Genomic DNA, 26,470 nt, shown 5'->3' with positions numbered 1-26,470 from the left:
TATTTTATACCAATTAATAAATCCCACAGTAGCTCAGCCAACACCCAGCTATAATAAAAGTCATTAAAAACAAAAAGCATTACCTAATAGATAATGCTTTTTCTTTTATATTTTTTTAGATATTATCCCAAAAATTCTTCCAAAGAAAGTGTTTTCTGTTCTCCGGCAGCAAGGTCTTTAAAAGTAACCGTTCCGTTTTTGATTTCTTCTTCTCCTAAGAAGACTAGGTTTTTAATGCCTTTCTTTTCCGCATAGGTAAACTGTTTGTTCAGTTTGGCATTTTCCGGATAAAGTTCAGCAGAAATTCCCTTTTGTCTCAGCTGCATGATCAGTTTTAAAGCTTCTACCGTTCCTTCTCCTCCGAAATTAGCAAACAGGTACTCTACCTGAGTTGAAGCTTCTTCTGGGAAGAGATTAAGCTCTTCCATCACAAGATAAACCCTGTCTAAACCGAATGAAATACCAATTCCCGGAATATTTTTAACTCCGAAAACCTCGGTTAGATTGTCATATCTTCCACCGCCGCCGATAGATCCCATCGCTACCTCATCCGCTTTCACTTCGAAAATAGCTCCGGTATAATAATCCAGACCTCTGGCCAGCGTAATATTGAACACAAGATTCTGCATATCTACTCCAAGATTCAAAGATTGAGTAAGAACAAACTCTAGCTCTTCCACTCCTTTCAGTCCAATTTCACTGTCTGCAAATTTTTCTTTTAACTGAAGAAGGTTTTCCAATGCATCATCCGACTGATTGAATAAAAATTCCAATTTATCAATAGATTCCTGAGAAATTTCTCTCTCCAATAATTCCTTTACGACCCCTTCCTTCCCGATCTTGTCAAGTTTGTCCAAAGCCACAGTAAATTCGATCAGTTTTTCTGTAATACCGGCATATTCCGCCAAACCGGAAAGAATCTTTCTGTTATTCATATGGATAGTCACAGGAATTTTAAGATCTGAGAACGATTTCAGATACAGCTGAACCAAATCCACTTCCTGTAGCAAACTTTCGCTTCCTACCACATCCGCATCACACTGGTAAAACTCTCTGAATCTTCCTTTCTGCGGACGGTCTGCTCTCCATACAGGCTGAATTTGGTAACGCTTGTATGGGAATGTAAGCTTTCCATGATTCATCGCCACAAATCTTGCAAAAGGTACGGTAAGGTCATAACGAAGGGCTTTATCTGAAATTTGTGAAATCAGTTTCTGATGGTTTTTATTGTCCCAGTCTTCCTGATTCACTTTCGAGGCGTACTCTCCTGAATTTAAAATTTTAAAGATCAGTCGGTCCCCTTCTTCTCCGTACTTTCCTGTCAAAGTAGAAAGATTTTCAAAGCTTGGCGTTTCCAATGGCTGAAATCCGAATAACTCGAAATTATTCTGTAAAACATTGATGATATATTTTCTTCTGGAAACTTCCTGTGCTGTAAAATCTCTTGTTCCTTTTGCTAAACTTGGCTTCATTTGCTGTATGTCATTTTGATATATGCAAAAATAAGGAATTGAAAGGACTTTTCCGAAACATAAAAAACTGAGGAAGAAATCTTCCCCAGCTCTGGATGCATTAATCATTATTTAATCTGAAAAATCAGACGCTTTCAATGATTTCCAGGATTTCTTCACCATAGTTTTCAATCTTATGTTTTCCGAAACCTTTGATCTCAAGCAGCTCTTCTTTTTTCACTGGCTTATACTTGGCTACAGACATCAGTTCTTTGTTGCTCGCAATAAAATAAGTGGGGAGATTCTGTTCTTTCGCCTTCTCTGATCTCCAGTATTTCAGGGCATCTAAAATTTTCTCTTCATCGGAGTTTAAAACATCATTATCTGCAGAGTATTTTACTGCCTTTGGTTCTTTCACTATATTATTTTTAGCCGTTTTCAGCTCTTCAAAATACAGGACAACAGACCAATAAGATTCATCATTTACAAAAGCGGTTTCCACTTTTATAATTTCGTTTGCTTCCAGAAAGTGATCAAGCATTTTCTGATCTTTGTAGAGAAATTCTTCAGGAAGTCTGATTTTAAAAACTTTTACTTTCATCATTTGTGTTTTTAGAATTATTTACCTCCCAAAAGAAGAATTTCATCTACTCTGATCTCTGTTATATATCGCTTCACGCCATCTTTATCATCGTACGATCTGTACGTAAGCTTTCCTTCAATAGCAATTTCTTTTCCTTTGGGTACGTATTTCTGAAGGATCTCCGCTGCTTTTCCAAAGGCGATCAGATTGTGCCATTGTGTTTCTTCTACTTTTTCGCCTTTTGCATTGGTGTAATGATCGCTGGTTGCCAAAGACACGCTTGCTTTTACGTTTCCGCTTTCGAAGTTTACGGTTTCAACTTCTTTTCCTGTGTAACCAATTAATGTTACTTTGTTTCTTAGTGACATAGCTATAAATTTTTAAGATTAATAATTCAGATCAGAGACGTTCACTGTGTTTCTCAAATCTCTGTTGCAAAGATTGTCATGGTGCAGCACCTTAATCGGTTATAAACTATTTAAATTCGCTTGTAGTCGTTTGTTGTCTTATATTTTTTTTAAATCTTTATTAAATCATTTGTTATTAAATATAGATATGGACTTCGATACATTTTGATATGCCCTATTCTATTTTTAAGTTTAAAAAATGAGCTGTTCTTTTTTAAATCAAGTAATAAAAAATAACAATCAATTTCTTTTAATTAAAATTTTAAAACATTTCCATTATTTTTCTTACTTATCCTAAGAATAGTATTAATTAAAGAGGATTAAAAAAACATTGCTATATATAGTTTTACCCGTTTTCAAACGGATAATTCCGTACCTTTGAGGAAACATCATCTATGAAAAGGAATATCGATATTTTTGAATTCCCTCTCAATCTCGGGCTTAGGAAAAAAGATCACGAAACTGAGCCTGGTGTCAAAAAACTTCCGGACTGGTTTAGAAAATTTGATTTTCATAAAGAAATCAATCCTAACCATATTTTCAGACTGGAAGCACCAGACTATTTGATGGAACCTGATCAGGAATCAGGCGTTTTAAATGCAGAAGGTATTATTGACTATGCTCAAAAACAAGCAGATTTCATCTCCAAGAACCATCAGAAAAACACGTTCACCATTATGCTTGGTGGGGACTGTAGTATACTGATAGGAACTGCTCTGGCATTAAAGAAGCTTGGAAATTTTGGATTATTTTATCTGGATGGGCATACTGACTTTATTCCGGCCCATCTTTCTGAAACATCTGCCGCCGCAGGAATGGATCTTGCCATTATTACGGGAACAGGACATGAAAAATTAACCAATATTCAAGGGCTTAAGCCTTATTTTTTGGAAGAAAACATCTACTGTGCCGGAAATGCGGAGACCGATGATGATGAATATGTACAACAGATCATCAATTCTGATATCCATTATTTTGACCTGTACGAGCTCAGAAAAAATGGTTTCGGAAAAACGGCAGAGGATTTTCTAAAAATGGTCAACAGCAAAGCACTGACTGGATTTTTCATTCATCTTGATGTAGATGTTCTGAATGATGAACTAATGCCTGCCGTAGACAGCAGAATGGAAAACGGAATCGATTATGATAATCTAAGGGAGATCCTGAAACCGTTGGTTCATTCTCCCCTATGCTTTGGAATAGAAATCACGATTTTGGATCCCGATTATGATAAAGATGGGATATATACCCAACCGTTTGTAAAAAATTTAATCCAAATAATAAAAAATAAAGAAGATTAATGAAGAAGACTATAAAAAGAACATTCAGAGTTTCGAAATACGTCATATATAAAGAAACGCTCGTTGACTACAAGGAACATTTCTGGTCATTTCTGGGAGCGTTCGTAGGAATTGGCCTCATCGCCTTTATCCAGTCCCACTCCGTATCAGCCACTGAAAATATTTTCCTGATCGGGTCTTTCGGAGCATCCAGTGTTTTGATCTATGGAGCCATCCAGAGTCCATTGGCTCAGCCCAGAAATCTGGTCGGGGGACACGTTATTTCAGCCATTGTAGGAGTTACCGTTTATAAGATCGTCCCTGATATTATCTGGCTTTCTGCACCGCTGGCCGTTGCCTTTTCTATTGTCCTAATGCAATATACCAAAACGCTTCATCCGCCAGGAGGAGCCACCGCGCTGATCGCGGTGAGTTCTGTAGGAAAGATTCCTGAACTTGGATATTGGTATGTTCTTTCTCCTGTTCTGTCAGGCTGTATCATTCTTCTTCTCACAGCTTTATTATTCAACAATATGACCGCGAACAGAAGCTACCCTTCCCACACCAGGTTCAAAAGGTTACTAAGAAAAAAACATGAGCATACACACAAAATGAAAAAATAAAAACATGGAATGTCTTGAATGTGGCGAAAAAATTATCGGAAGGTCTGATAAAAAATTCTGCAATGACGCCTGCCGGAATGCCTACAATAATAAGCAGAATAAAGATTCCACCAATCTGATGCGGAATGTGAACAACAAACTTCGCAAAAACTACCGCATCCTTATGGAACTGAATACGGACGGCAAAGCAAAAATTGCAAGATCCAGAATGGATGGCTTAGGTTTTGATTTTGATTACTTCACCAATCTGAAAGTTTATAAAAACGGCTCTGAATACAGGTTTATTTATGATTACGGTTATAAATTTTTAGAAGAAGATTTTGTTCTGATTGTAAGAAATCAGGCTTAATTCCACACCATTCAAAAATAGAATATTATGAAAGAAATCGTTCTGATAACTGGTGCCGGCGGTATGATCGCCCGTGAGTTGTCTAAAAAAATAGAGAAAGAATATACTGTAAGATTCCTGACCCGAAAGAAAAAACATGACCATGATTTTGAATGGGACATCAAAAATGGAACAATCGATGAGTCTGCTCTCGACAATGTTTCCCACATCATCCACCTGGCCGGAGCCAATATTTCTGAAAAGCGCTGGACCGATGAGAGAAAAAAAGAATTAATTTCCAGCCGTGTAGATTCAGCGGGACTTCTATTGAAAACTTTAAGAAAGAAAAATATTAAGCTTAAATCCTTCATTTCCGCATCAGGGATCAATTATTATGGAACGGTAACGACCAATACAACCTATACGGAAGAAGATCCACCAGGAAATGATTTTCTGAGCGAAGTGGTGGTTTTATGGGAAAGAGCGGCAGATGATTTTAAAGAACAGAATCTTGCCGAAAGAGTGGTCAAAATAAGGACAGCCGTGGTCCTTTCCAAGGAAGATGGCGCATTAAAGAAAATGCTCCCAACCATACAATACGGGATAGGATCTGCCTTAGGAAGCGGAAAGCAGTATATGCCATGGATTCACATTGATGATATCTGCTCTATTTATGAGGCTGCTTTGAAAAACACCAATATAGACGGGGCTTACAATGCAGTATCTCCTCAACATACCACGAATGAAAATTTGGCCAAAAAGATCGCTGAAGTTCTGAAGAAACCTTTATTTATGCCAAATGTACCATCGTTTGTTCTAAAACTGATGTTTGGAGAACTGGCTGATGCTTTGCTGGAAGGTTCCCGGGCTTCTTCACAGAAAATCCTGAATACCGGATTCCAGTTTCAATTTCCTGACCTGAAGAAAGCATTGGAAAATTTATTAATTCACAATCAACCAAAATAAAAAATTATTCAAAAGATCTTAACAACTATGCATACTCCTAACATCAATATTCTTAAAACAGAAATTCTTTCTGACAACTGGTATACACTAAACAAAGTCACATACAGCATTGCAAAGAAAGACGGAACCACAGAAACCCAGAGCAGAGAAGCCTATGACAGAGGAAACGGTGCGGTTATCCTGCTTTATAACAAAGTGGCAGGGACTTTGATCTTAACCAGACAGTTCAGGCTGCCCACTTTCATCAATGGAAATACAACGGGAATGCTCATCGAAGCCTGTGCCGGCTTACTCGATAATGATAATCCTGAGGAGTGCATCAAAAGAGAGACTGAAGAAGAAACCGGATACAAAATTTCAAAAGTGGAAAAAGTATTTGAAGCCTATATGTCGCCAGGCTCTGTAACGGAGATCCTTCATTTTTTCATGGCCGAATATTCTGCTGAAATGAAGATCACAGATGGTGGCGGACTTGAAGAGGAAGGTGAAAACATTGAAGTTTTGGAACTTCCTTTTGATCAGGCACTTTCTATGATAGATACAGGTGAGATCATGGATGCCAAAACAATAATGCTGTTGCAGCATTTACGGATTAAAAGCATTCTATAAAAATACGATGAGAAATTATTGCCTGCACTGGCTTTATTGAAATAATATGTAAAAATATTAGCCGCTAAAACAGATGAACAGATCTCTTGGGATAAAGATCATCAGGGTACTTGCTATCCCTGCCGTTTTGATTTTCAGCATGCTGATGCTGAAAGTAATCTCCCAATATACAGGTTTTGATAAAAATGTGGGTTTCCTGATGTTTAAGCAGAAAGTAGTTGGCAATCCATATTGGATGGTCTTTTTTTACATTCACATTTTTTCGATTACGCTTTGTCTTCTGGCCGGACTTACGCAATTCTCGAATCGGTTTTTAATGGAAAACAGGAAGCTGCATCAATGGGTAGGAAAGATGTATGTTTACAATATTCTAATCATCAATGTTCCGGCCTGCTTTGTTCTGGGTCTATTTTCAAATGGTGGAATAATAGGAATTACAGGATTTATTTTACAGGATATTCTTTGGGCCTATTTCACGCTTAATGCTGTCCTTTTAATAAAGAAAGGGCATATTGCCGGACATAAAAAATATATGATCTTAAGCTATGCCGTGACTATTACGGCTATTACTTTCAGAATTATAAAAAATCTGTTCTATAAGGAAAACCTGTATGATTATGAACTATTTTACGGACTGAATGTCTGGCTTTCCATGGCAATCAATCTTTCTGTAGCATTTTTTATGATTAGAAGCCAAAGATATTAACGTCCCAAATTGACATTCATCATAAAAATAACAAATGAGGTGAAAAGGATTAATGCCAATGATCCAACGAAGATCAACACATTCCATGCAGTTTTATATTGAGATTTTGCAGTCCATCGGTTAAAAAAACGTGTAACAAGGTAAGATATCCCTGCGAAGATCAGTAAAATAAAGACGAAAAAAAGTAGCTCCCAGTCCATAGTTATTAAATTTATATCAAAACTATTATTTTAAAATTAATAAACAATAAACAGATCTATAAATAAGTGTAATTAAAATAAAAACACAAATAGCACAAATTTCAAACACAAGTTTTCACAAAATGATTCGTGGAATTCGTTAAAACAAAGAAAATGGAAATAGAAAACCTAGACCACATCGTGCTTACCGTAGCAGATATTGATAAAACCGTAGAATTTTACACTACTATTCTAGGTTTTAAGGCTATCTCTTTCGGTGAAAATAGAAAAGCTTTGACATTCGGTAATCAAAAGATCAATCTTCACCAAAAAGGTCATGAGTTTGAACCAAAGGCAGAAAGACAGACCTGTGGTTCTGCAGACCTCTGTTTTATTGCAAAAACGGATATTCACGAGGTGCTGGAAGAACTGAAACAAAAAAACATTCAAATTATAGAAGGTATTGTTGAAAGAACCGGTGCTCTGGGAAAAATCAGATCTGTCTATTTCCGCGATCCTGATATGAACCTTATTGAAGTGAGTAATTACGGCTAATAACTGATTTTTACCTTAACTCCACTTTACAACTCAAAAATCTTAATGACTTAAAACTTATTCGTTAGATGAACTCCATTTCTTCCTGTTTTAAATCTAAAATATTAATTTTACAATTAAATTCAAAAAGCACCTTTCAAAAAATATCGTACACCAAAATATATGAGAAAATTAATACTTACTCTTTCACTGGCTCTTTCTGTAACAGTCATGGGACAGAAGAAAGCCACCAAAACCAGTAATCTGGTATTGTACACTTATCAAACCTTCAACTGTGACAATAAAGGGTATTTTGATCCGGGAAAATATAAGAAAGAGGAAATAGACGGCGTTAATAAGCTTTTGTATCAATTCAACAGCGGTCTGTTTGACAATCATACTGTCTTTAAACTTTCTGATCTTGAAGATGTCCGGAAAAATAAAAACATCTATCTCCAGCAACTCGAAAAGCAATATCAGGAAAAGAAAAAAGAACTGTACGGTATACAGGTCATCAATCTTCCTGAGTGGAAAAAACTTCACCAGGAAACGATTCAGACTTTTGAAAACGAATATCAGCTGAAAAAAGAAGATCTTATTGCTTATTCTGATCCTGCATCCTTAAAAAACAGCAAGTTTTATACTACATGCAAAGAATATATTGATGCTGTTTCTTCTCCTGACAAACAGAAAATGTACACCGTTTGGAAAAAATTCGTCGAAGCTAAAAGCAAGGATAACTCTGATCCGCAATTAGTAATAGATAAATTCAAAGCCCAATTCAACGATCCAAAAAAAGATGATTATGCACTGATTCAATTGATAGGTTTCGGCTTCTATAACTGTGCCAACGGCAGTTTCAGGCCAGATCCGAATGATGAAGGAACGCTCTACGAAAAATTCGATAAGGTCTTTACAAAACTGAAGCAGGATTGTGATGAGCCATGATTTTGATTTAAAGATTGAAAAATTGAATGATTGAATGATTTAAAAATTATAATGGCAGTATCCGGTTTGGGTACTGTTTTTATTTTTTAGATATTCACTCCATGAATGTTTTTTACTTCAGCCATCACAAAAGTACTGTGCGCACTTCCTATGGAATCTACTGAACCAAGCTTATTGAAGACAAAATCCTGATAATGTTTCATATCCCTTACCTGAACTTTAAGCAGAAAATCAAAATCTCCGGAAATATTATAACATTCAGCCACTTCGTCGATCTGTAAGATATCTTCAACAAATTGATTTCCTACGGAACGGTCATGGATCTTAAGCTTGATCTGGCAAAAAACCGTAAAACCCCGATTTAGTTTCTCAGCTTCCAAAATGGCTGCATAATGTTTGATGTATCCCTCCTGCTCCAGCCTTTTCATCCGTTCGAAAACGGGTGATGGCGAAAGATTAATTTCTTTAGCAAGTTCCTTTACAGTTAGTTTTGCGTTTTTTTGCAGGATTCTAAGCAACTGAAGATCCTTTTCATCAAGTCTTTCCACAGAATAATATTCTTTTTGGGGTTATTTTTTTCAAATGTACAGAATATTTGACTTTAAAATATCATTTAAACAGAATTATATACTTAATTAAAGTACAACAACCAATCAATTCACTTTAATCAATACCTTTATCCCAGATTTTGTTCTTTAACATCCTTCATCAAACAGAAAAGGTTTTACATAACGTAGATTAATAGGGAATCGTGTGAAAATCACGAGCTGTCGCGCAACTGTAAGTAACACAACAAGGGTTTTTGTCCATGAATATCCACTGCGCAAGCGGGAAGGATGATAAAAACTGTTACAAGTCAGGAGACCTGCCTATTCTGAATGGACAATGCTTTCGCGGTTTGAAGCTTTTTAGGTCATACAGATGATACTTTTTGAGCGTTTAATTTTGAATAGTTTTGATTTTAAACGCAAAGATTTTTTATACTAATGCCTTATTTTAGGCTGCAAAGAAATGCGATAAATCGCTGATGAAGCTTATGGATAAAACGTTAGCTTCAGAAAATCATGTATTGATTCCTCTTTGCTTTCTTAACATATAAAGGAATTTAAATTAAAACTTTGCGTTAAAAACTTTAAACCAATTCTCAAATTATGTTCTGACTGTATCTACTCTATTTCTCAAAATCACTTTATTCGGCAGCGTTGCGAAGCATTCTAAAAGAACTTTACAATTATTATTTAATTTAAAAGTTGAAAAGAAAATGCAAACCCATCTACTTGGCTATCCGCGTATTGGTAGCAACAGAGAACTCAAAAAAGCCTGCGAGCAATATTGGTCAGGCAAGACATCTTTAAACGAACTCTTGGAGATCGGAAAAACAACTACCCATCAAAACTGGAAACTGCAAAAGGAAGCAGGAATAGATCTTATTCCATGCAACGATTTTTCGTATTATGACCAGGTTTTGGATATGACATTGACGGTTGGAGCTATTCCGGAACGTTATCAGGAAATCGCCTCCAAAGAATCTTCTTCAGAGCTTGATCTGTATTTTGCCATGGCAAGAGGTTTTCAAAAAGATGGTTTGGATATCACTGCCATGGAAATGACGAAATGGTTTGATACCAATTATCATTACATCGTTCCAGAATTTCAGAAAAAGCAGGAATTCAAATTATTCTCCAATAAAATCATCCAGGAATTTATTAGTGCAAAACAAGCCGGAATCAATGCAAAACCTGTCATTATCGGTTTGCTGACTTATTTATTGCTGGGAAAAGAAAAAGAAGAGGGTTTCGATAAACTGGATTTAGCTCAAAACCTGCTTCCTGTTTATATTCAGATTCTAAAAGACCTGGAAAATCACGGTGCGGAATATATTCAGTTTGATGAGCCGTTCTTAGCATTAGATTTAAATGAAAAAGCAAAAGAAACCTATCAAGTAATTTACACTGAAATCAGGAAACAGTTTCCCCATTTAAAGTTTATTGTGGCTACTTATTTTGATGGATTAAAAGATAATCTTACACTGGCAACTTCTCTTCCGGTTGATATTTTACACATTGATCTGGTTCGTTCTCCTGAACAGCTGGATGAGATTTTGAATACCATCCCTCAAACGCTGAGCTTGTCCTTAGGTATTGTAGACGGAAGAAACATCTGGAAAAATGACTTTGAAAGTTCATTAAGCTTCATAGAAAAAGCAATACATTCGATCGGCTCTGAACGAGTTTTCATTGCTCCATCCTGCTCACTCCTCCATTCACCTTTCGATCTTGATCTGGAGACGAATGAAAAGACATTATCTCCTGAAATTAAACAGTGGCTGGCTTTTGCCAAACAAAAAGTCTATGAAATTGTTACCTTGAAAAAACTGGCTTCAGGCAATGCAGACTATCCGACCTTACAGCAATATGCCGAAAACAAAAAAGCCACCGATACCCGTAAAACGTCAGCGTTAATCCACAATCAGAATGTGAAAGACCGTGTAGATGTAACCACTGAAGATGATGCCAAGAGAAACAGCCCGTTCAGTATCCGAAAAGAAGATCAACAGAAAGTTCTTCAACTTCCCCTGTTTCCAACAACAACCATCGGATCATTTCCTCAGACTAAAGAAGTAAGAACCTGGAGAGCAAAATTCAAAAAAGGCGAACTGACTACCGGTCAATACGATGATCTGCTTAAAAAAGAAACAGAAAGAACCATTCGCTGGCAAGAAGAGATCGGCATCGATGTATTGGTACATGGAGAATTTGAGCGAAACGATATGGTGGAATATTTCGGTGAACAACTTGACGGATTTGCCTTCACTCAAAACGGCTGGGTACAAAGCTACGGAAGTCGTTGCGTAAAACCTCCCGTGATCTATGGTGACGTTCACAGACCGCACCCGATGACGGTTTACTGGTCTCAGTATGCACAATCTCTCACTCAAAAATGGGTAAAAGGAATGCTTACAGGTCCGGTGACCATTTTACAATGGTCTTTCGTCCGTGATGACCAACCCCGATCTTTAACCTGTAAACAAATCGCACTGGCAATCCGCGATGAGGTAAACGATTTGGAAAAAGCGGGGATCAGAATTATTCAGATTGATGAACCGGCCATCAGAGAAGGGCTCCCGCTCAGAAGATTCGAATGGCAGCAGTACCTGAAATGGGCCGTAGAAGCCTTCAGGATTTCAGCTTCGGGTGTGGAGGATACAACACAGATTCATACGCATATGTGCTATTCTGAATTCAACGATATCATCCAGAATATAGCTGATATGGATGCTGATGTGATCACCATCGAATGCTCCAGAAGCCAGATGGAATTACTTCAGGCTTTTGCAGATTTCAAATATCCGAATGAGATCGGTCCGGGAGTCTACGATATTCATTCTCCAAGAGTTCCGTCCAAAGAAGAGATGATTCATCTGCTGCAAAAAGCACAGGCCGTAATTCCTGCACAGCAACTTTGGGTAAATCCTGATTGCGGTTTGAAAACAAGGCATTGGGATGAAACGGAAAAGGCGTTGATTGCGATGGTGGAAGCCTCACGGGAAGCAGCCGCAGCTTATGTACTACAGGAAAGCTAAAGATATAATCATTATAATTTTCAGGCAGGAGTTTTTACTTCTGCTTTTTTTATGTTTTGGCTAAAGCCTTTTTCATTCTGCCTTTATGATAAGCGGGCTAAAGCCCGCTCCTATTGAATTTTTAATAGAGGAAGTACTAGGGTCGTATATAAAAACTGTTGTTATCACAAACTCTGTATTCAATAGAAATGGGCTAAAGCCCATTTTCAAAAACGAAAATATTCATTCGGCTTTAGCCAAAATTTATTTTACTATAAAATTCCTTCTCAATAAAAATTACCGTAGTTTTGATATCACATCCATCATAAAACCATTATCCCTAATGAAAAAAACCATTATCACTGTAAGTCTGTGCATCATCACATCAAATTTATTTGCACAGACTGAAAGAAATCCTGACCTGAAACCGAATCAACAATCGGATCAGAGAGTTAAAACGGATAATGACAAAGATTTTGAACAGTGGATGAAGGAAAATAAAGTTCCAAATGTTGGACTTGGCATTATTAGAAACGGAAAAATTGAAAAGATAAAAGTCTATGGAGCACTGAGGAATGGAAATGCAGCGCCTGACAATACATTATTCAATGTGGCTTCCCTTACTAAACCAGTTACAGCCATCGTGGCCTTAAAATTGATCAGCGCAGGAAAATGGAATCTTGATGAGCCTCTTGACAAGTACTGGACAGATCCTGATATTGCCCAGGATCCCAGAAATAAGAAACTGACAACCCGAATCATCTTAAGCCACCAGACAGGATTTCCTAACTGGCGTTGGATGAATGCCGACGGAAAACTGAATTTTCAGTTTGATCCGGGAACAAAATATCAGTATTCAGGGGAAGGTTTTGAATATTTGAGAAGAGCTTTGGAAAAAAAATTCAATAAAACCCTGAACCAGCTTGCGGAAGAACTTATTTTTCAACCTTTAAAGATGAAGGATACTTCCTATATTTGGAACGAGAAAAAGGATGCCCTACTATTTTCAGAAGGCTATGATAAGGATGGGGAAATGTACCCAACGGTAAAATCAACTACCTCTAACGCGGCAGACGACCTCATGACTACCATATCAGATTACAGTCGGTTTTTAATCAGTGTGATGGATGGTAATGGACTCTCCAAAAAAGTTGTTGAGGATATGAAAACCGGACAGGTGATCACTAAAAAGGGAAAAGCTTTTGGTCTGGGCTTCGAGATCTACAATTTGGGAGATGGAAATATCACTCTATCTCATGGCGGATCAGACAAAGGAGTACAAACCATTTTCTTTATCATCCCTAAGACGAAAGACGGGATTGTGATTTTCACTAATGTGGATGATGGTTATAAATCTTTTGAAAAATTGCTAACGGAATATTTGGGGGAATATGGGAAGAAGGTTGTGGAGATTGAGATGAAGTAAATATATTAAAAAAACAAATGCCGTTCCCTGAGGCTCACTTTATACAATATTTTAGAGCACCATTATCTTTAGCCCTCAATCATTTATCTTATTTAAACAACAGAAATCACATTTTTCAACCACCAAATAAATTAATACTGAATAAGTTATGATTTTTTAAATTTAAAAGCTTAATTTTGCACCCCGAAATAAGGATTATATAGTATGAAAAGAGTTGGTGAACACAGAAAGCTTCTTGGGGTTGATAAAAACGTTACTTTAAAAGAGTTAAAGACAATTTACAGAAATACGATGAAAGATTCGCATCCTGATAAATTTGCTAATGACGAAGCCGGAAAGCTGGAAGCGGAAGAAAAAAGCAAGGCAGTGATTGAAGCCTACCACTTTTTGGTAAGCATCAACGAGGAAACGCAGGAAAAATATAAAGAAGAATACACGGAAACGATCACAAAATCTAATATTCAGGATTTTTATCTTGAGAAAGCAGTTTTGAAGGTTCAGCATCTGAACGGAAATATGTATGAATATATTGGTGTTCCAAGAAATACGTATATTAAAATGGTGAATTCTGATTCTCCAAGCCGTTTTGCAAGAAGGCACATTTACGGAAGTTTTATCTACAGAAAAGCCGGTGAGGCTATGGCAGATTAATTTTCTGTATAACAATAAATAAATAAATAAATAAATAAATAAATAAGCAAAGGCTTCCAGTTCATTCTGGAAGCCTTTTTTCAGTTCTAAAAAACAATGTTTGAACCTATAAGCTGAATCTTTTTATGCTTTTTTTGACGCAAAGGATTAATTATTATAATTCATAATAAGGATGCAAAGAGGGAATCAATCAAAGATTGATTCGATTAAGATGTATGGTTACCAGATAGCTTAATCAGCGGCGTAGCTATCTTTTCTTTGTCTTCCTCAAAATAAAAAGTGCAGAATAGAAACTTTGCGTTAAAAAACTGAGCCATTTAAGATCAAAAAAGCGCATCAGAAATCTGATGCGCTTTTAGGTTAATTAAAGGTTGTTATATTAGTCTACGTGTTTCGGGGTGTAACCGTCTTCACTTAGTTCTTTATGCTGATATTCAGCTTTCATTTCAGTATCGTAGTCTACTTTCTCACCTTTGCCCATTCTTCTCAGAATTGAATCAAATAATGAATACACTACCGGTACAATGATCAACGTCAGGAATAATGATGATGTTAAACCACCGATAATTACCCAAGCCAATCCATTGTTCATCTCTGCTCCTGCTCCTTTTGCAATCGCAATCGGGATCATACCGAAGATCATCGCAATCGTTGTCATCAGGATCGGACGAAGACGTGCGTGGTTGGCCTGAATCAAAGCATCATGCGTATTGGCACCGGCTTCTTTTCTCATATTCGCAAAGTCGACAATCATAATCGCGTTCTTCGCTACCAATCCAATCAACATGATCATACCCAGCATCGTAAAGATGTTTAATGAATTTCCGGTGATGGCAAGAATAACCATTACCCCGATCAATGCCAGAGGAATGGAGAATAGTACCACAAACGGATATACAAATGAGTCATACAGTGAAACCATTACCAGGTAAACCAATACGATAGCAGCCATCAAGGCAATTCCTAAGGTACCAAAACCTTCAGTCTGGTTTTCCATATCACCACTCCAGATATAGCTTACTCCCGCTGGTTTGGTCTTTTCGTTTTCCATAAACTGAGCGGCCCATTCGTTGGCAACATCTCCTACTGGACGACCTACCACTTTAGATTTTACCTTTACAGAAGGTGCTTTATCTCTACGTTCCAACAAACTCGGACCTGAACCCATTTTTACATCTGCAAACTGACTCAGTCTGATCTGCTCACCCTTAGGGTTTGTAAACATCAGGTTTCTTACATCATCAATAGACTGTCGGTTGGCATCACCAAAACGGATGTTAATATCATATTCATATTCTCCGGCTCTGAATTTCCCGTCTGTATTTCCACTGAATGCAGTCTGCATCGTTTGTCCTACACTGGAAAGATTTAAGCCTAAAGATGCCATTTTATCTCTGTCGATATTCACCTGTACTTCAGGACTTCCGGAGTCCGTGGATAATTCTGCATCTACAGAACCAGGAACTTTTTTAAGCAATTCAAGAATTCTGTTTGCTTCTTTATTGGCTGTTTCGTTATCCTGGGCTGTTACCACCATTTCAATTGGTGCATTATCTGCTCCCATTAATCCGATCGGTGCGGTTTTAAATTCAACTCCTGTGAATTTTTCTTCCAAGGCTCTCTTTATTTTTGCAGACTTGATATCTGTACTTTCATTACGCTCAGATTTATCTACTAAAATCACCTGAATTTCTGACTGATACAATGTAGCCTGTGCCCCACCAAAACCTGATGATTGCTGACCAACTGTCGTGATCATATCCACTACATCTTTATCATTTCTAAGGTATTTTTCAACCGCTAAAGTAATCTGATTGGTTTTCTCTACAGAAGCATCTTTTGGTAATTCCATCTGAACAAGGAACTGTCCTCTGTCCATTTTAGGGAAGAATTCACCTCCAATAAATCCGAAAGCCACCAACATGAATGAAGAAATCAGGATAATGAACGTAACGATCACCGTCATAACTCTTCTTAATGTAGATTTCAACGCCCATTCCAAAATTCCTGTGATCCAATGAGTGAATTTCTCCAATTGCTTTTCAAACCAAAGGATAAATTTCTCAAAAGGATTTTTACCTGTCAAATGTACCAGTTTACCATATCTTGATGACAACCAAGGAATGATGGTAAATGAGGCTAACAATGAAAATAACGTCGCAATAACTACCGTGACACAAAACTGCGCCAGAATATCAGCAACCAGCCCTGAACTCATCGCGATCGGTAAGAATACCACTACGATTACCAAGGTAATAGCCGTTACCGTAAACCCAATTTCTGAAGCCCCATCGTAGGCTGCACGAATTCTGCTTTTCCCCATCTCCATGTGACGGTAAACATTCTCCAAAACTACAATTGCATCATCCACAAGAATACCAACAACTAGTGAAAGTCCCAGTAAACTCATTAGGTTTAAGGTATACCCCATCAGATACATCCCGATTACCGTTGCAATCAATGACATCGGAATTGAAACCATTACGATAAATGCGTTTCTGATGTTGTGAAGGAATAATAACATTACTACTGCTACCAGGATAATCGCTAAGAATAAATCGAAGATTACGTGGTCTGCAGCTTCAAGCGTAAAATCTGTTGTATCATCTACAATATTGATTTTAACCCCCTGAGTTTTATAATTGTCCTGAACATTAGCAATCGTTTTCTGAATTGCTTCTGAAACTGAAACCGCATTGGCATCAGATTGTTTTTTAACCTGAAGCAAAATCGTTGAATTCTGATTGTATCTTGCCACTTTCTCCACATCTTTCTGTGTATCGAAAACAGTTGCAATATCAGACAAACGAACCTGAGCTCCATTTTTATTGGAAACTACAAGATTATTCATCTCATCTACACTCTTATACTTTCCGGAAAGTCTGATCGTAGATCTTGAAGTTCTCGTCTTCAAAGCTCCCGTTGGGAAATCTAAGTTGGAGGAAAGAATGGCCTGTTGTACGTCTGCGATGGCAAGACCATATCCCTGCATTTTCTTTTCATCTAAGCTTACCTGAATCTCTCTCTCCTGCCCACCTACAAGGTCAACCTGAGCTACCCCGTTCACACGGGAAAAAATAGGCTCAATTTTTTTATCTAAAAGGTCATAAAGATCTTTATTATTCAGCTTGTCACTGGAAATACTCAAAGTCATGATCGGAAGATCATCCAAGGAGAATTTTTGCAAAGAAGGAGGATCTGCATCGTCGGGAAGATCTGCCAAAATAGCATTTACCTTTCTCTGTGCATCATTCAAAGCATAGTTTACATCGGCACCGGTATTCAACTGAACCATAATTACCGATAAACTTTCGTAAGATGAAGATTCTACTTTTTTTACGTTTTCCAGTGAACCCACGGCATCTTCAATTTTTCGGGTTACCGAAGTTTCCACCTCAGCAGGCGAAGCTCCCGGATATACCGTAGAAATGGTTACCATATTGGTTTCAAACTTCGGAATCAACTCGTACCCCATCATGGAGTAACTTAATAAACCACCCAACGTCAATATCGTAAACAATACGATAACCAGGGACGGCCTTTTAATGGATATTTCTGCTAACTTCATCTTCTCTTACTTTACGATATTGATTTTCGAACCGTTATCAAGGTTGATCTGTCCGCTGGTAATTACCTGTTCGCCGCCATTCAGTCCGCTTAAGATCTGAACTTTATCACCGTATACTTTTCCGGTTTGTACTTTGATCAGTTTAGCCGTTCCGTTGCTTACGATAAATAACTGCCCTGAACTTACTCCGTTCACAAAAGCTTCTGCAGGAACAGTCAGCATATTTTGAGTTTCAGCACCGTGATTGGTTTTAAACAAAGCCGTTGCGTACATACCTGCTTTTAAGTTTCCTCTGTTCTGAACTTCAATTTCCACAGGGAAATTTAAAGAGGCGTCACTTTTAGGCGCAATAAATGTAATTCTACCGCTGAAAGAATCTTCCGGTAAAACATTAACATTAATTGGAACTTCCTGACCCAATGCAATTCTTCCCACCTGGCTTTCGTCTACCAATACAGACAATTTAAGGCTGTTGATATTAACGATTTCAAACATTGAAGTTCCTATTGAAACTACAGTTCCCGGTTCAACCATTTTTTTATTGATCGTACCACTGATTCCTGCACGGATACTAGCATCATTCACTCTTACTCCCTGTGCTCTCACCGCTGCCTGTGCATTTTTCAGCTGTAATCTTGAGTTGTCAACCTGTTGTTTGGTAACCCCTCCTGTTTTGAAGGCATTTTCGTAACGCTGATTGTCGATAATAGCATTCTGCAGGTTATTTTGAGCCTGTGCTACATCTACCTCAATAGCATCTTTTTTAATGGTTGCCAAAGTCTGTCCGGCAGAAACTCTTGATCCTTCTTTTACCAGAACATTCACAATACGTCCTGCGATTTCAGAAGACTGATTCATTTCCTGCTTAGGAATGAAAGTTCCGTTGGCTGAGTAATCAGTATCAATATTTTCTCTTGTAGCCGTTACCACATTCACGTTGATTTTATCAACCTGTTTGGCAACTTCTTTAACTTCTTTTGTCTGTTTCTCTTTGTTATCTGCAATCTTGTAAGCCGCTAAACCGACTAAGACCGCTGCTACGATGATATATATTAAAGTTTTTTTCATTTTAGTTTATTATAAGTTTTGTAGTGTGTTCAGTTCCCCTTTAGCTTTAATTAATTTGATCTCAGCCTGTTTGTAATCCAGCAATGCGTTTGAATAGTTCTGTTTTGCCTGCGTTAATGCATTTTCAGAATCCAGAACTTCGGTCAATGTTGCTAAACCATATTGATAATTCGACTGTGTATTTTTCTGAACTCTTTCAGCAAGATCAACATTATCTTTCATGCTCTGGATATTGATAATGGCATTTTCCATATTGGCAATGGCATTTTTATGATCCAGATCCAAAGTCAGCTGCGTATTCTGAATATCCTGATCAAGATCCTGAATATCAATTTCTGCCTGCTGAATTTTAGCTTTTGTAGCACCCCCTGTAAAAATCGGAACATTGATGTTTAAACCTACGGCAGAATAGTCGCTCCAAAGAACTCCATTATTAAGACCATTGGTTAAAGGAAATTTTTTACCCATACCAGCCCAGCCATAGTTTGCTGTAAGGCTCACGGTAGGATAAAGATAGGCTTCGGTCGCTTTTTTATTAAACTGAAGAAGTTCTCTGTTCTTATTTAAAACTTTAATTTCCGTACGGTTATCAAGATTTAAAGTACTTGCGATCAATTCCGGTTTTGGCTCGATTGTTTTTTCTTCAAGCTCGATTTCAGTACCGATCGGAACTCCCATATAAAACTTCAAAGCATTTTTTGAAAGTTCAACAGAATTGATTAGCTGCTGTTTGTTTGAACCGATATTCGTTAATTGAACATTGGTACGATCCAAGTCAATGGCTTTTGCAAGACCATTATCTACCAAGCTTTTAATCACGTTTCTTACTCTTTCGGTATTGGCATAGCTGGCTTCTACCGTCTTCAAATTTTCTACCTGTACAAACACCTGATAGTAAGCTGTTGCTACATTTTCAATGATCTGTTCGTTCGTCAGCTGAGCATTCAAAACGTAGAATTCTCTTGTAGATTTCGCGGCTTTAAGACCTGTAAAAACTCTCTGGTCAAATAAAGCCTGCTGAAGCTGTACGGAAGCTGTAGAGCTCCAAGGCTGTCCCAATTGGGCTCTGATTTTCTCTCCTCCAAATTCAAGCAAGGACTCCTGAATAACAGGGTTATAGGTAAGTCCTGCTGTAGCAGAGATCTGCGGAAGGGCACCAGCTCTGGCCTCATCAATTTTATATTCAGCTTTTTTGATCTGTAAAGCAGCTTTTTTGGCCTCTGCTTTGTTCTGTAGTGCCTGCTTGATAGCTTCCTGTAAAGAAACCTGCTGCTGGGCAGATACCGATGAAAAGCCGAAAATCATAAATGCTGCAGCTATCCCAATTTTTAGCTTTTTAGCAGTTATACGTTTTCTTTTCATAATATTATACTTCGTTTATTTTTTTAATGTAATTTTTCTGTCAAGGTTTTTGTTTCTAAAGGACGAATCATTTCATAAAATACTTTAACATTTTTTTAATTTTTAAAAAGCATGTTGATAATGATCTCTTTTCTCTCGGAAATAATCTTGTCATATTCCTCGTCACTGATCATCAGATTCTCCATAAATAAAGGTCTGATAGCACTCGGGAATACGAGCAGAGAAACCATATTCAGAATAAACTGAACCGGAGCCATTTTTTCAATATTTCCGAGCTCCATCTCTTTTTCAATATCTTTATAAAGAGTTTCAAGAACATCTTCTTCGATGTCTCTCTGATTGCAGTTTCCTTTATTGATCTGTGAAACAATGTACGTTTCCAGATAGGGATACTGAAGACTGGTAGAAAGGCTGCCCTCTACAAATTTGCTGATCTTCACTTTAAAAGGAAGATCTGCATTCTGAATGATCTTGGATTTTTCCTGTTCCACTCTTTGAGCTTCATCAAAAATGATCTGAATCAGATTATCTCTTGAGCGGAAATAATAGTTGATCAATGTTCTGTTCACTCCGGCTTCATCTGCAATCTCCTGGGTAGTAGCATCAAATTTCCCCTTCACAAAGAATAAATTCTTCGCTGTCTCCTTGATCAATTCCTGTGTTTGGTCTTTTTTCGCTTGATTTGACATTATTGTTAAACAATTTTGTGCAAATGTAAATCAAATTCTGTTTTTGACAAAATTGTTAAACAAAATAATTAAACAAAATTGTCATGATTTGCATCATGTTTTTGATGCTCAATTTGAGATTATTATGAATTAATCTTTGCTGGAAAGGGCATTTTTATATCTTTGCCGCAAAAATATTAATCATTGATGCGAAAAATTTTATTTTTGTTCACAGTGTTTTACTGTGTGCTGTTCTATTCCCAAAACAAAACAACAAGCAACGAATATTATTTCTATGAAAATAAAGGTCAGATCGTTGATCAGGATGGCAAGGAAAATGCCGATGTAAAGTATCTCTTCCACTCTGCCGGATTGAATGTGCAATTGCGTTCTAATGGATTTTCTTATGATGTTTATCAATTAGAAAAAATAAAAGAAAACAACTCTAAAAAGACTCATAATTTATCTGATCAAAGGCAGGAAAAAATAAAATATAAATATCATCGAATTGATATAGATCTGGTCAATTCTAATCTTAATACAGAAATTATTGCCGAAGATCAATCTCCCGATTATGAAAATTTTTATAACGTCCCGAGTAAACCTAATGGAGTAACAAACGTACACAGATTTAAAAAAGTGATCTATAAAGGTATTTATAACAATATAGATCTTGTCTTTTTTAAACCAAAAGATACTTTAAAACCGATTGAATATAATTTTATTGTAAGACCAGGCGGAAAAGTTTCAGACATTAAAATGAAATTTAATGGTGCTAAAACATCATTAAAAGACAATAAAATCATCATGAAAGTTCGCTTTGGAGAGATACAGGAAAACATTCCTCTTTCATGGTTATTAGAAGGTACATCTAAAAAGGAAACGGCGATTAATTTTAAACAAATTGATGAAAATGTTTATGGATTCATTGGTAAACAAGATGTATATAATAAAACTTTGGTTATTGATCCTGTACCAACACCTTTATGGATTAAAAATTTGTCAAATTGGGTATGGCACTCAGAGTATGGATATTACAGAGTTTTAGCAAATTCTAATCAGGAGGTCTATACAAGTTTTACAACTATTGCAAGATATAATATCGCTACCAGCACCTATACTGTGATGGATTTTGATTCTCAAAACTATGGATATGTCTCAAAATTTGATCCTTCAGGAAATAAAATATGGGGAACATATATTGGAAATCATCACAATAGCGGAGATGAAACCAATGTATTAAAAGATATCGTAATTAATAGCAACAATGATATATATGCTGTAGGCTACGCAAGAGATACACAAGCTGGAACAAATACTATTACAACTCCGGGAGCCCATAAAGAACATTCATCATATGTAAATCAATTCTACCAATCTGATAATACAGATGCCTTTATCGTAAAATTAAATGATAATGGTCTTAAAATTTGGGGAACTTATTTTGGAGGAGAGTATTTTGACGCTATTAATTCTTTAGTTCTTGATTCTAATGAAAATTTAGTATTGGCGGGTATTACAGCGGGTAATAATGGGATTGCAACTTCCAATGCTGCAATTTCAACCAATCTATATTTATATAACGGAACAGCATTTATAGCTAAATTCACAACTAACGGACAACAAGTCTATGGTTCATATTTTAATTTAAGATATGGAATAAAAAGAATAGCAAAAGATGACGCGGACAATATATATGTAACTGGAGATGTACACAGAACTTATAATAATAGCGGACCCGGAACAGCAGGTACACACCAACAGAACATTATCGGAGAATCAAACGTATATATAGCAAAGTTAAATAGCAATTTTCAATTGTTATGGGGAACATACTTCGGCGGAAAAAATGGATATGGGCTTCAGCAGAATTCTAATGAAGGAAGAACATCTTCAAAAGATTTAAAAATCGATAAAGACAATAATATAATTCTTTTAGGAGATACAGATGCTCATGAAAAAATTTCAACACCCGGAACTCACCAAACACAGCGTACTTCAAATCTCGGCAATGATATTTTTTTAACTAAATTTAATTCAACCGGAAATCAAATTTGGGGAACTTACTTTGGCGCTACCACCAATAATAATGTAGATGATGATCTGGCTTTAGGGCTTTCTGTAGATGATAATAACAACCTTGTATTTGCCGGACAAACATCAAACAATGCTCAAATCGCTACTCCCAATGGATTCTTACCTAACAATGGCGGAGGTTATCATTCAGGCTTTTTTACAAAATTTAGTACCTTAGGAAATCAAATTTGGGGCTCTTACTTTTATAGAGGTATACATTCTATTTTTGCAAAAAGCAAGAACATTTATACTTTAGGAGGAACTAATACAACCAATAACTTTGCAAAATTTCATGATTGTGCCGCAGGAATTTCTGCAACCTCCAACTCTCCTGTCTGCACCAATTCAACAGTCCAATTCAACGCAACAGGGGGCACAACCTACAATTGGACAGGACCCAACGGATTTACATCAAATCTGCAAAATCCCACTATCCCAAATGCTACAACTGCTCATTCAGGAACTTATACCTGTCAGGTTTCAGGTTCCGGAGCTTGCGACGGTAGTTTCACGGTCAATGTTGTGGTTGGAGATAATCTGGCTCCAGTTCCCAATATCACCAGTCTACCAATGATCACAGGCGATTGCCATACGGTTATTACCAGTTTCCCAACTGCAACAGACAATTGTGCAGGAGCTATTACGGCCACTACACCGGATCCTCTCTCTTATTCAGTTCCGGGAACTTATACCATCCACTGGAATTATAATGATGGAAACGGAAATACCTTTACACAAAATCAAACAGTTACTGTAAATTCTGTTCAAAATCCTACAGCAAACGCTGCTCAAACCTTCTGTGCTACCAATACTCCAAAGATCTCTGATCTTCAGGTAACAGGACAGAACATCAAATGGTATGATCCTGCAGGAAATATATTAGCCACTACCACACCGCTCGTTAATGGACAAACGTATCATGCGTCTCAAATAATTAACGGATGTGAAAGTGGTAAAACAGCAGTTCAGGTAACGATTAACAGTACGCCCAAGCCAACAGCGAATGTTATTCAGGATTTCTGTGCATCAGCATCTCCTACTCTGGCTCATCTTACTATTACCGGGATATCTATTATTTTTTACCATGCTTCAGGAAATGTTCTGCCAATTACTACGCCTCTTGTACATGGACAGACCTATTATGCAACACAAACCATCAACGGATGTGAATCTGAAAAGCTTGCTATTTCTGTGACACTTTCTACTAACAATGTTCCGGCGACCAATCAGACTATAGCCATATGTAACAGCACGACTGCAAATACGATGAGTGTCAATCTTCATTCCTATGAAAGCAACATCATCAACAATCCTGGAAACTACATTTTCACCTATACAGATAATGCAGGAAACCTCATTACCAATCTGACCAACTATATTTTAAATCTAGGAACAACAGTGATCATGGTGAAGGTAGCAACGATTGACGGATGCTTTACCACAGTAAGACTGACTCTAACGCTTAATCCAAAGCCTTTCATTGAACTTCCCGAAAAACTGGATTTCTGTGAAGGTAAAACCCTTACACTGGATGCAGGCCCCGGCTTTGCTTCTTATCTCTGGAGTACAGGGGCAACTACCCGAACAATTACAGTTTCTGCACCAGGAACCTATTTTGTAACCGTAAAGAATGCCTTTGGATGTGAGAATACGAAAACAGTTCAGATCACCTATTCTGTTCTGGCAACAATTGTAGCGGTCAATATCAACAATAATACAGCTACCATTATTCTTTCTGAGACCGGAAACTATGAATATTCTTTAGATAATTTTACTTGGCAGGACTCCAATGTCTTTACGCATTTAAATACAGGAGAATATACGGTATATGTAAGGACAAAATCAGGATGTATTATCGGGCAGAAGAAATTCTCGATATTCAACATTCAAAATGCAGTGACCCCAAATGGAGATGGAAACAATGATACCTGGAAAATCGCCGGATTAGAAAATTATCCCGGAACAGAAATATATGTATACGACAGAAAGGGATTTGTTATTCTAAAAGAAACCATTACCAATAAACCATTTGTATGGGATGGAAAATACCATCAGCAGCCTGTAGCTACGGGAAACTATTGGTATACGATCAAAGTTTCTGACGGAAGAACCTACAGCGGATGGCTTCTGGTAAAGAACAGGGAGTAAAAACAAAAACGAGCAGAAAATTCTGCTCGTTTTTTATTTTTATACTAATTTTATTTTATCGTCTAGAATTTCAACGATCTTATCTTTGTAAAGTCCACCGAGGGCCTTTTTAAAATTCTTTTTGCTCATCTGAAGTTCATCTTTGATCTCTTCAGGTGTAGACTTGTCTGAAAGATAAAGAAGTCCGTAGTTCTCTTCCAGTCTGTCCAGAATTTTCTGCTTGAATTCATCTACATTCTCAAAACCTTCAGGCTGCAAAGAGATGTCGATCTTGCCATCTTCACGAATAGCCTTGATGTACCCTCCTTCTTCTGATAATGGGTACAGTTTTTTAAATACATCCGATGTATACACAAGTCCAATGTACTTTTTGTTGATCACGACATTCCAGCCCAATTCGCTTTCATTCATCATGATCAGGTCTACTTTTTCACCTTTTTCGAAAGGAAGATCCTGATATTGAGGGTTTCTTTTGAATTTTGTAGTTCCGGTGATCAGATCAAGAACTTCATCTACATAAAGATGAACTAAATATCTTTTTCCTTCGAGGATTTTTGATTTCTGCTGTTTGTAAGGGATAAAAAGATCTTTAATAATTCCCCAGTCCATAAATGCACCGCTCGGAAGACTCTGTACACAGCTCATTACAGCATACTCTCCCACTTCGGCCAATGGAATTTCAGTGGTCGCTTTTAATTTTCCGTCATCCTGATAGACAAAAACTTCAACATCATCATCAATTTCTTTATCATCACTGGTGAAAACCTTAGGCAAGAAAGCTTTTTCGCCTGATTCATCCACCAGGATCCATCCTGAATGATTTTTTTCTGAAATTTTTAAAGTCTGGGTTTTTCCGAGTTGCATTGAATATAAAATTAGCCACAAAGGTACGGAAAATTGAAGATTCTAAAACTACATATCCTATTTTACTACAAACTACAGCACTTTTCTGTTTTCAAACCGTTGATAAAACATGTCCATCTCATCAAAAAAGCACTAAAAAAAGCACCTCCCTCTTTTATCTTTTACTATTGAGCGACATTGAAATGAGCCTGAATATCTGTCAATTTCAAATCCGTTTTTTCCAATACATTGTCAGAAAGATGATGAAGCTTTTGCAAAAGTTCCAGTTTTCTGATACTTTCTTCCGGCATTTAAGCTCCAATTCGTTTTAAGTACAGATGCAATTCAAGGGTTTCCATAATTATGATGTTTAAATTTATTCTTATCAAAATATCGTGCTTGTTCACCCTTCGAAAAAGTACAAAAACAAGAATTACGAGGACAAATCAATCATTTTCTGTATTCACAAAAAAAGAGAAGCAAA

General features: G+C 37.0%; 23 protein-coding genes and 1 riboswitch. Of the genes, 12 read left to right on the top strand and 11 right to left on the bottom strand.

Annotated features, from left to right (window positions below):
- Positions 1-122 precede the first annotated feature (122 nt).
- The 3 genes from hisS to NZD88_RS03090 all read right to left on the bottom strand — a co-directional run bounded on the left by hisS (position 123) and on the right by NZD88_RS03090 (position 2,402).
- Positions 123-1,472 (bottom strand): histidine--tRNA ligase, encoded by a 1,350-nt coding sequence (gene hisS, locus NZD88_RS03100; RefSeq protein ID WP_259827349.1) that lies wholly within the window; start codon positions 1,470-1,472, stop codon positions 123-125.
- A gap of 124 nt (positions 1,473-1,596) precedes the next feature.
- Positions 1,597-2,055 (bottom strand): HRDC domain-containing protein, encoded by a 459-nt coding sequence (locus NZD88_RS03095; RefSeq protein ID WP_259827348.1) that lies wholly within the window; start codon positions 2,053-2,055, stop codon positions 1,597-1,599.
- A gap of 14 nt (positions 2,056-2,069) precedes the next feature.
- On the bottom strand, positions 2,070-2,402 hold the full coding sequence (locus NZD88_RS03090; protein ID WP_259827347.1) for a single-stranded DNA-binding protein: 333 nt from the start codon (positions 2,400-2,402) through the stop codon (positions 2,070-2,072).
- Between the two features lie 434 nt (positions 2,403-2,836).
- On the opposite strand from NZD88_RS03090, the gene NZD88_RS03085 reads away from it, so the two are divergent.
- The 6 genes from NZD88_RS03085 (at position 2,837) to NZD88_RS03060 (ending at position 6,953) form a co-directional block, all read left to right on the top strand.
- Positions 2,837-3,742 (top strand): arginase family protein, encoded by a 906-nt coding sequence (locus NZD88_RS03085; RefSeq protein ID WP_259827345.1) that lies wholly within the window; start codon positions 2,837-2,839, stop codon positions 3,740-3,742.
- On the top strand, positions 3,742-4,344 hold the full coding sequence (locus NZD88_RS03080) for an HPP family protein (RefSeq protein WP_259827343.1): 603 nt from the start codon (positions 3,742-3,744) through the stop codon (positions 4,342-4,344). The genes NZD88_RS03085 and NZD88_RS03080 overlap by 1 nt, the downstream gene beginning before the upstream one ends.
- A 4-nt stretch (positions 4,345-4,348) precedes the next feature.
- A complete protein-coding gene (locus tag NZD88_RS03075; RefSeq protein ID WP_169234673.1) occupies positions 4,349-4,693 on the top strand; it encodes a hypothetical protein in 345 nt (114 codons plus the stop codon).
- A 27-nt stretch (positions 4,694-4,720) separates the two neighbouring features.
- A complete protein-coding gene (locus NZD88_RS03070) occupies positions 4,721-5,638 on the top strand; it encodes a TIGR01777 family oxidoreductase (protein ID WP_259827341.1) in 918 nt (305 codons plus the stop codon).
- A gap of 27 nt (positions 5,639-5,665) precedes the next feature.
- Positions 5,666-6,247: a GDP-mannose pyrophosphatase NudK gene (nudK, locus tag NZD88_RS03065; RefSeq protein ID WP_259827339.1), complete on the top strand. Its 582-nt coding sequence runs from the start codon at positions 5,666-5,668 to the stop codon at positions 6,245-6,247.
- A gap of 73 nt (positions 6,248-6,320) precedes the next feature.
- Positions 6,321-6,953 (top strand): DUF2306 domain-containing protein, encoded by a 633-nt coding sequence (locus NZD88_RS03060; protein ID WP_259827337.1) that lies wholly within the window; start codon positions 6,321-6,323, stop codon positions 6,951-6,953.
- Here NZD88_RS03060 and NZD88_RS03055 read toward each other — a convergent pair.
- Entirely contained in the window at positions 6,950-7,153 is a 204-nt protein-coding gene (locus NZD88_RS03055) for a hypothetical protein (protein ID WP_259827335.1), read from the bottom strand. The two genes, NZD88_RS03060 and NZD88_RS03055, sit on opposite strands and share 4 nt — an antisense overlap.
- A 153-nt stretch (positions 7,154-7,306) precedes the next feature.
- Here NZD88_RS03055 and NZD88_RS03050 point away from each other — a divergent pair, with 153 nt between their 5' ends.
- Together NZD88_RS03050 and NZD88_RS03045 are read left to right on the top strand one after the other, a co-directional pair.
- Positions 7,307-7,687 carry a VOC family protein gene (locus NZD88_RS03050; RefSeq protein ID WP_259827334.1) on the top strand — a complete coding sequence of 127 codons (381 nt, stop codon included), beginning with the start codon at positions 7,307-7,309 and terminating at the stop codon, positions 7,685-7,687.
- A 162-nt stretch (positions 7,688-7,849) separates the two neighbouring features.
- Positions 7,850-8,614: a hypothetical protein gene (locus tag NZD88_RS03045; protein WP_259827332.1), complete on the top strand. Its 765-nt coding sequence runs from the start codon at positions 7,850-7,852 to the stop codon at positions 8,612-8,614.
- A gap of 86 nt (positions 8,615-8,700) precedes the next feature.
- Here the strand turns inward: NZD88_RS03045 and NZD88_RS03040 are convergent, their stop codons facing one another.
- Positions 8,701-9,162 carry an Lrp/AsnC family transcriptional regulator gene (locus NZD88_RS03040; protein WP_259827330.1) on the bottom strand — a complete coding sequence of 154 codons (462 nt, stop codon included), beginning with the start codon at positions 9,160-9,162 and terminating at the stop codon, positions 8,701-8,703.
- A gap of 154 nt (positions 9,163-9,316) precedes the next feature.
- Positions 9,317-9,501, top strand: a riboswitch (cobalamin riboswitch).
- Positions 9,502-9,875: 374 nt separating this feature from the next.
- Between NZD88_RS03040 and metE the strand changes: the two genes are divergently transcribed.
- From metE to NZD88_RS03025, 3 genes are all read left to right on the top strand, one after another.
- A complete protein-coding gene (metE, locus tag NZD88_RS03035; RefSeq protein ID WP_259827328.1) occupies positions 9,876-12,197 on the top strand; it encodes a 5-methyltetrahydropteroyltriglutamate--homocysteine S-methyltransferase in 2,322 nt (773 codons plus the stop codon).
- A gap of 322 nt (positions 12,198-12,519) precedes the next feature.
- The gene (locus tag NZD88_RS03030) at positions 12,520-13,602 is read left to right on the top strand and encodes a serine hydrolase domain-containing protein (RefSeq protein WP_341482999.1); all 1,083 of its coding nucleotides are present in this window, start codon (positions 12,520-12,522) and stop codon (positions 13,600-13,602) included.
- Positions 13,603-13,806: 204 nt separating this feature from the next.
- Entirely contained in the window at positions 13,807-14,253 is a 447-nt protein-coding gene (locus NZD88_RS03025) for a KTSC domain-containing protein (RefSeq protein WP_259827327.1), read from the top strand.
- Positions 14,254-14,632: 379 nt separating this feature from the next.
- Here the strand turns inward: NZD88_RS03025 and NZD88_RS03020 are convergent, their stop codons facing one another.
- The 4 genes from NZD88_RS03020 to NZD88_RS03005 form a co-directional block, all read right to left on the bottom strand.
- Positions 14,633-17,821 carry an efflux RND transporter permease subunit gene (locus NZD88_RS03020; protein ID WP_259827326.1) on the bottom strand — a complete coding sequence of 1,063 codons (3,189 nt, stop codon included), beginning with the start codon at positions 17,819-17,821 and terminating at the stop codon, positions 14,633-14,635.
- 6 nt (positions 17,822-17,827) lie between these two features.
- Complete coding sequence (locus NZD88_RS03015; RefSeq protein WP_259827325.1) at positions 17,828-18,889, bottom strand: efflux RND transporter periplasmic adaptor subunit; 1,062 nt, start codon at positions 18,887-18,889, stop codon at positions 17,828-17,830.
- 9 nt (positions 18,890-18,898) lie between these two features.
- Positions 18,899-20,251, bottom strand: coding sequence for a TolC family protein (locus tag NZD88_RS03010; protein WP_259827324.1), 1,353 nt, complete (start codon positions 20,249-20,251; stop codon positions 18,899-18,901).
- Between the two features lie 95 nt (positions 20,252-20,346).
- On the bottom strand, positions 20,347-20,940 hold the full coding sequence (locus NZD88_RS03005; RefSeq protein WP_259827322.1) for a TetR/AcrR family transcriptional regulator: 594 nt from the start codon (positions 20,938-20,940) through the stop codon (positions 20,347-20,349).
- Positions 20,941-21,126: 186 nt separating this feature from the next.
- On the opposite strand from NZD88_RS03005, the gene NZD88_RS03000 reads away from it, so the two are divergent.
- Entirely contained in the window at positions 21,127-25,143 is a 4,017-nt protein-coding gene (locus NZD88_RS03000) for a DUF7948 domain-containing protein (protein WP_259827321.1), read from the top strand.
- A 39-nt stretch (positions 25,144-25,182) separates the two neighbouring features.
- On the opposite strand, the gene NZD88_RS02995 is transcribed toward NZD88_RS03000, so the two are convergent.
- The gene (locus tag NZD88_RS02995) at positions 25,183-26,007 is read right to left on the bottom strand and encodes a CvfB family protein (RefSeq protein ID WP_259827320.1); all 825 of its coding nucleotides are present in this window, start codon (positions 26,005-26,007) and stop codon (positions 25,183-25,185) included.
- A 164-nt stretch (positions 26,008-26,171) separates the two neighbouring features.
- Positions 26,172-26,297, bottom strand: a complete 126-nt coding sequence (locus NZD88_RS02990; RefSeq protein ID WP_259827319.1) for a hypothetical protein — start codon at positions 26,295-26,297, stop codon at positions 26,172-26,174.
- Positions 26,298-26,470 lie beyond the last annotated feature (173 nt).

Source organism: Chryseobacterium pyrolae (assembly GCF_025153485.1).
Taxonomy (GTDB): domain Bacteria; phylum Bacteroidota; class Bacteroidia; order Flavobacteriales; family Weeksellaceae; genus Chryseobacterium; species Chryseobacterium antibioticum.
The sequence above is the reverse complement of the archived record's forward strand: the minus strand, read 5'-3'. Positions and strand labels throughout refer to the sequence as shown.

Coding starts and splice junctions, on each gene's coding strand:
- NZD88_RS03045 (WP_259827332.1), top strand. CDS start 7,850: ATGAGAAAATTAATACTTACTCTTTCACTGGCTCTTTCTGTAACAGTC.
- NZD88_RS03050 (WP_259827334.1), top strand. CDS start 7,307: ATGGAAATAGAAAACCTAGACCACATCGTGCTTACCGTAGCAGATATT.
- NZD88_RS03000 (WP_259827321.1), top strand. CDS start 21,127: ATGCGAAAAATTTTATTTTTGTTCACAGTGTTTTACTGTGTGCTGTTC.
- NZD88_RS03015 (WP_259827325.1), bottom strand. CDS start 18,889: ATGAAAAAAACTTTAATATATATCATCGTAGCAGCGGTCTTAGTCGGT.
- NZD88_RS03090 (WP_259827347.1), bottom strand. CDS start 2,402: ATGTCACTAAGAAACAAAGTAACATTAATTGGTTACACAGGAAAAGAA.
- NZD88_RS03030 (WP_341482999.1), top strand. CDS start 12,520: ATGAAAAAAACCATTATCACTGTAAGTCTGTGCATCATCACATCAAAT.
- NZD88_RS03060 (WP_259827337.1), top strand. CDS start 6,321: ATGAACAGATCTCTTGGGATAAAGATCATCAGGGTACTTGCTATCCCT.
- NZD88_RS02990 (WP_259827319.1), bottom strand. CDS start 26,297: ATGCCGGAAGAAAGTATCAGAAAACTGGAACTTTTGCAAAAGCTTCAT.
- NZD88_RS03020 (WP_259827326.1), bottom strand. CDS start 17,821: ATGAAGTTAGCAGAAATATCCATTAAAAGGCCGTCCCTGGTTATCGTA.
- NZD88_RS03005 (WP_259827322.1), bottom strand. CDS start 20,940: ATGTCAAATCAAGCGAAAAAAGACCAAACACAGGAATTGATCAAGGAG.
- nudK (WP_259827339.1), top strand. CDS start 5,666: ATGCATACTCCTAACATCAATATTCTTAAAACAGAAATTCTTTCTGAC.
- NZD88_RS03070 (WP_259827341.1), top strand. CDS start 4,721: ATGAAAGAAATCGTTCTGATAACTGGTGCCGGCGGTATGATCGCCCGT.
- NZD88_RS02995 (WP_259827320.1), bottom strand. CDS start 26,007: ATGCAACTCGGAAAAACCCAGACTTTAAAAATTTCAGAAAAAAATCAT.
- NZD88_RS03055 (WP_259827335.1), bottom strand. CDS start 7,153: ATGGACTGGGAGCTACTTTTTTTCGTCTTTATTTTACTGATCTTCGCA.
- NZD88_RS03010 (WP_259827324.1), bottom strand. CDS start 20,251: ATGAAAAGAAAACGTATAACTGCTAAAAAGCTAAAAATTGGGATAGCT.
- NZD88_RS03085 (WP_259827345.1), top strand. CDS start 2,837: ATGAAAAGGAATATCGATATTTTTGAATTCCCTCTCAATCTCGGGCTT.
- NZD88_RS03080 (WP_259827343.1), top strand. CDS start 3,742: ATGAAGAAGACTATAAAAAGAACATTCAGAGTTTCGAAATACGTCATA.
- hisS (WP_259827349.1), bottom strand. CDS start 1,472: ATGAAGCCAAGTTTAGCAAAAGGAACAAGAGATTTTACAGCACAGGAA.
- NZD88_RS03095 (WP_259827348.1), bottom strand. CDS start 2,055: ATGATGAAAGTAAAAGTTTTTAAAATCAGACTTCCTGAAGAATTTCTC.
- NZD88_RS03025 (WP_259827327.1), top strand. CDS start 13,807: ATGAAAAGAGTTGGTGAACACAGAAAGCTTCTTGGGGTTGATAAAAAC.
- NZD88_RS03075 (WP_169234673.1), top strand. CDS start 4,349: ATGGAATGTCTTGAATGTGGCGAAAAAATTATCGGAAGGTCTGATAAA.
- metE (WP_259827328.1), top strand. CDS start 9,876: ATGCAAACCCATCTACTTGGCTATCCGCGTATTGGTAGCAACAGAGAA.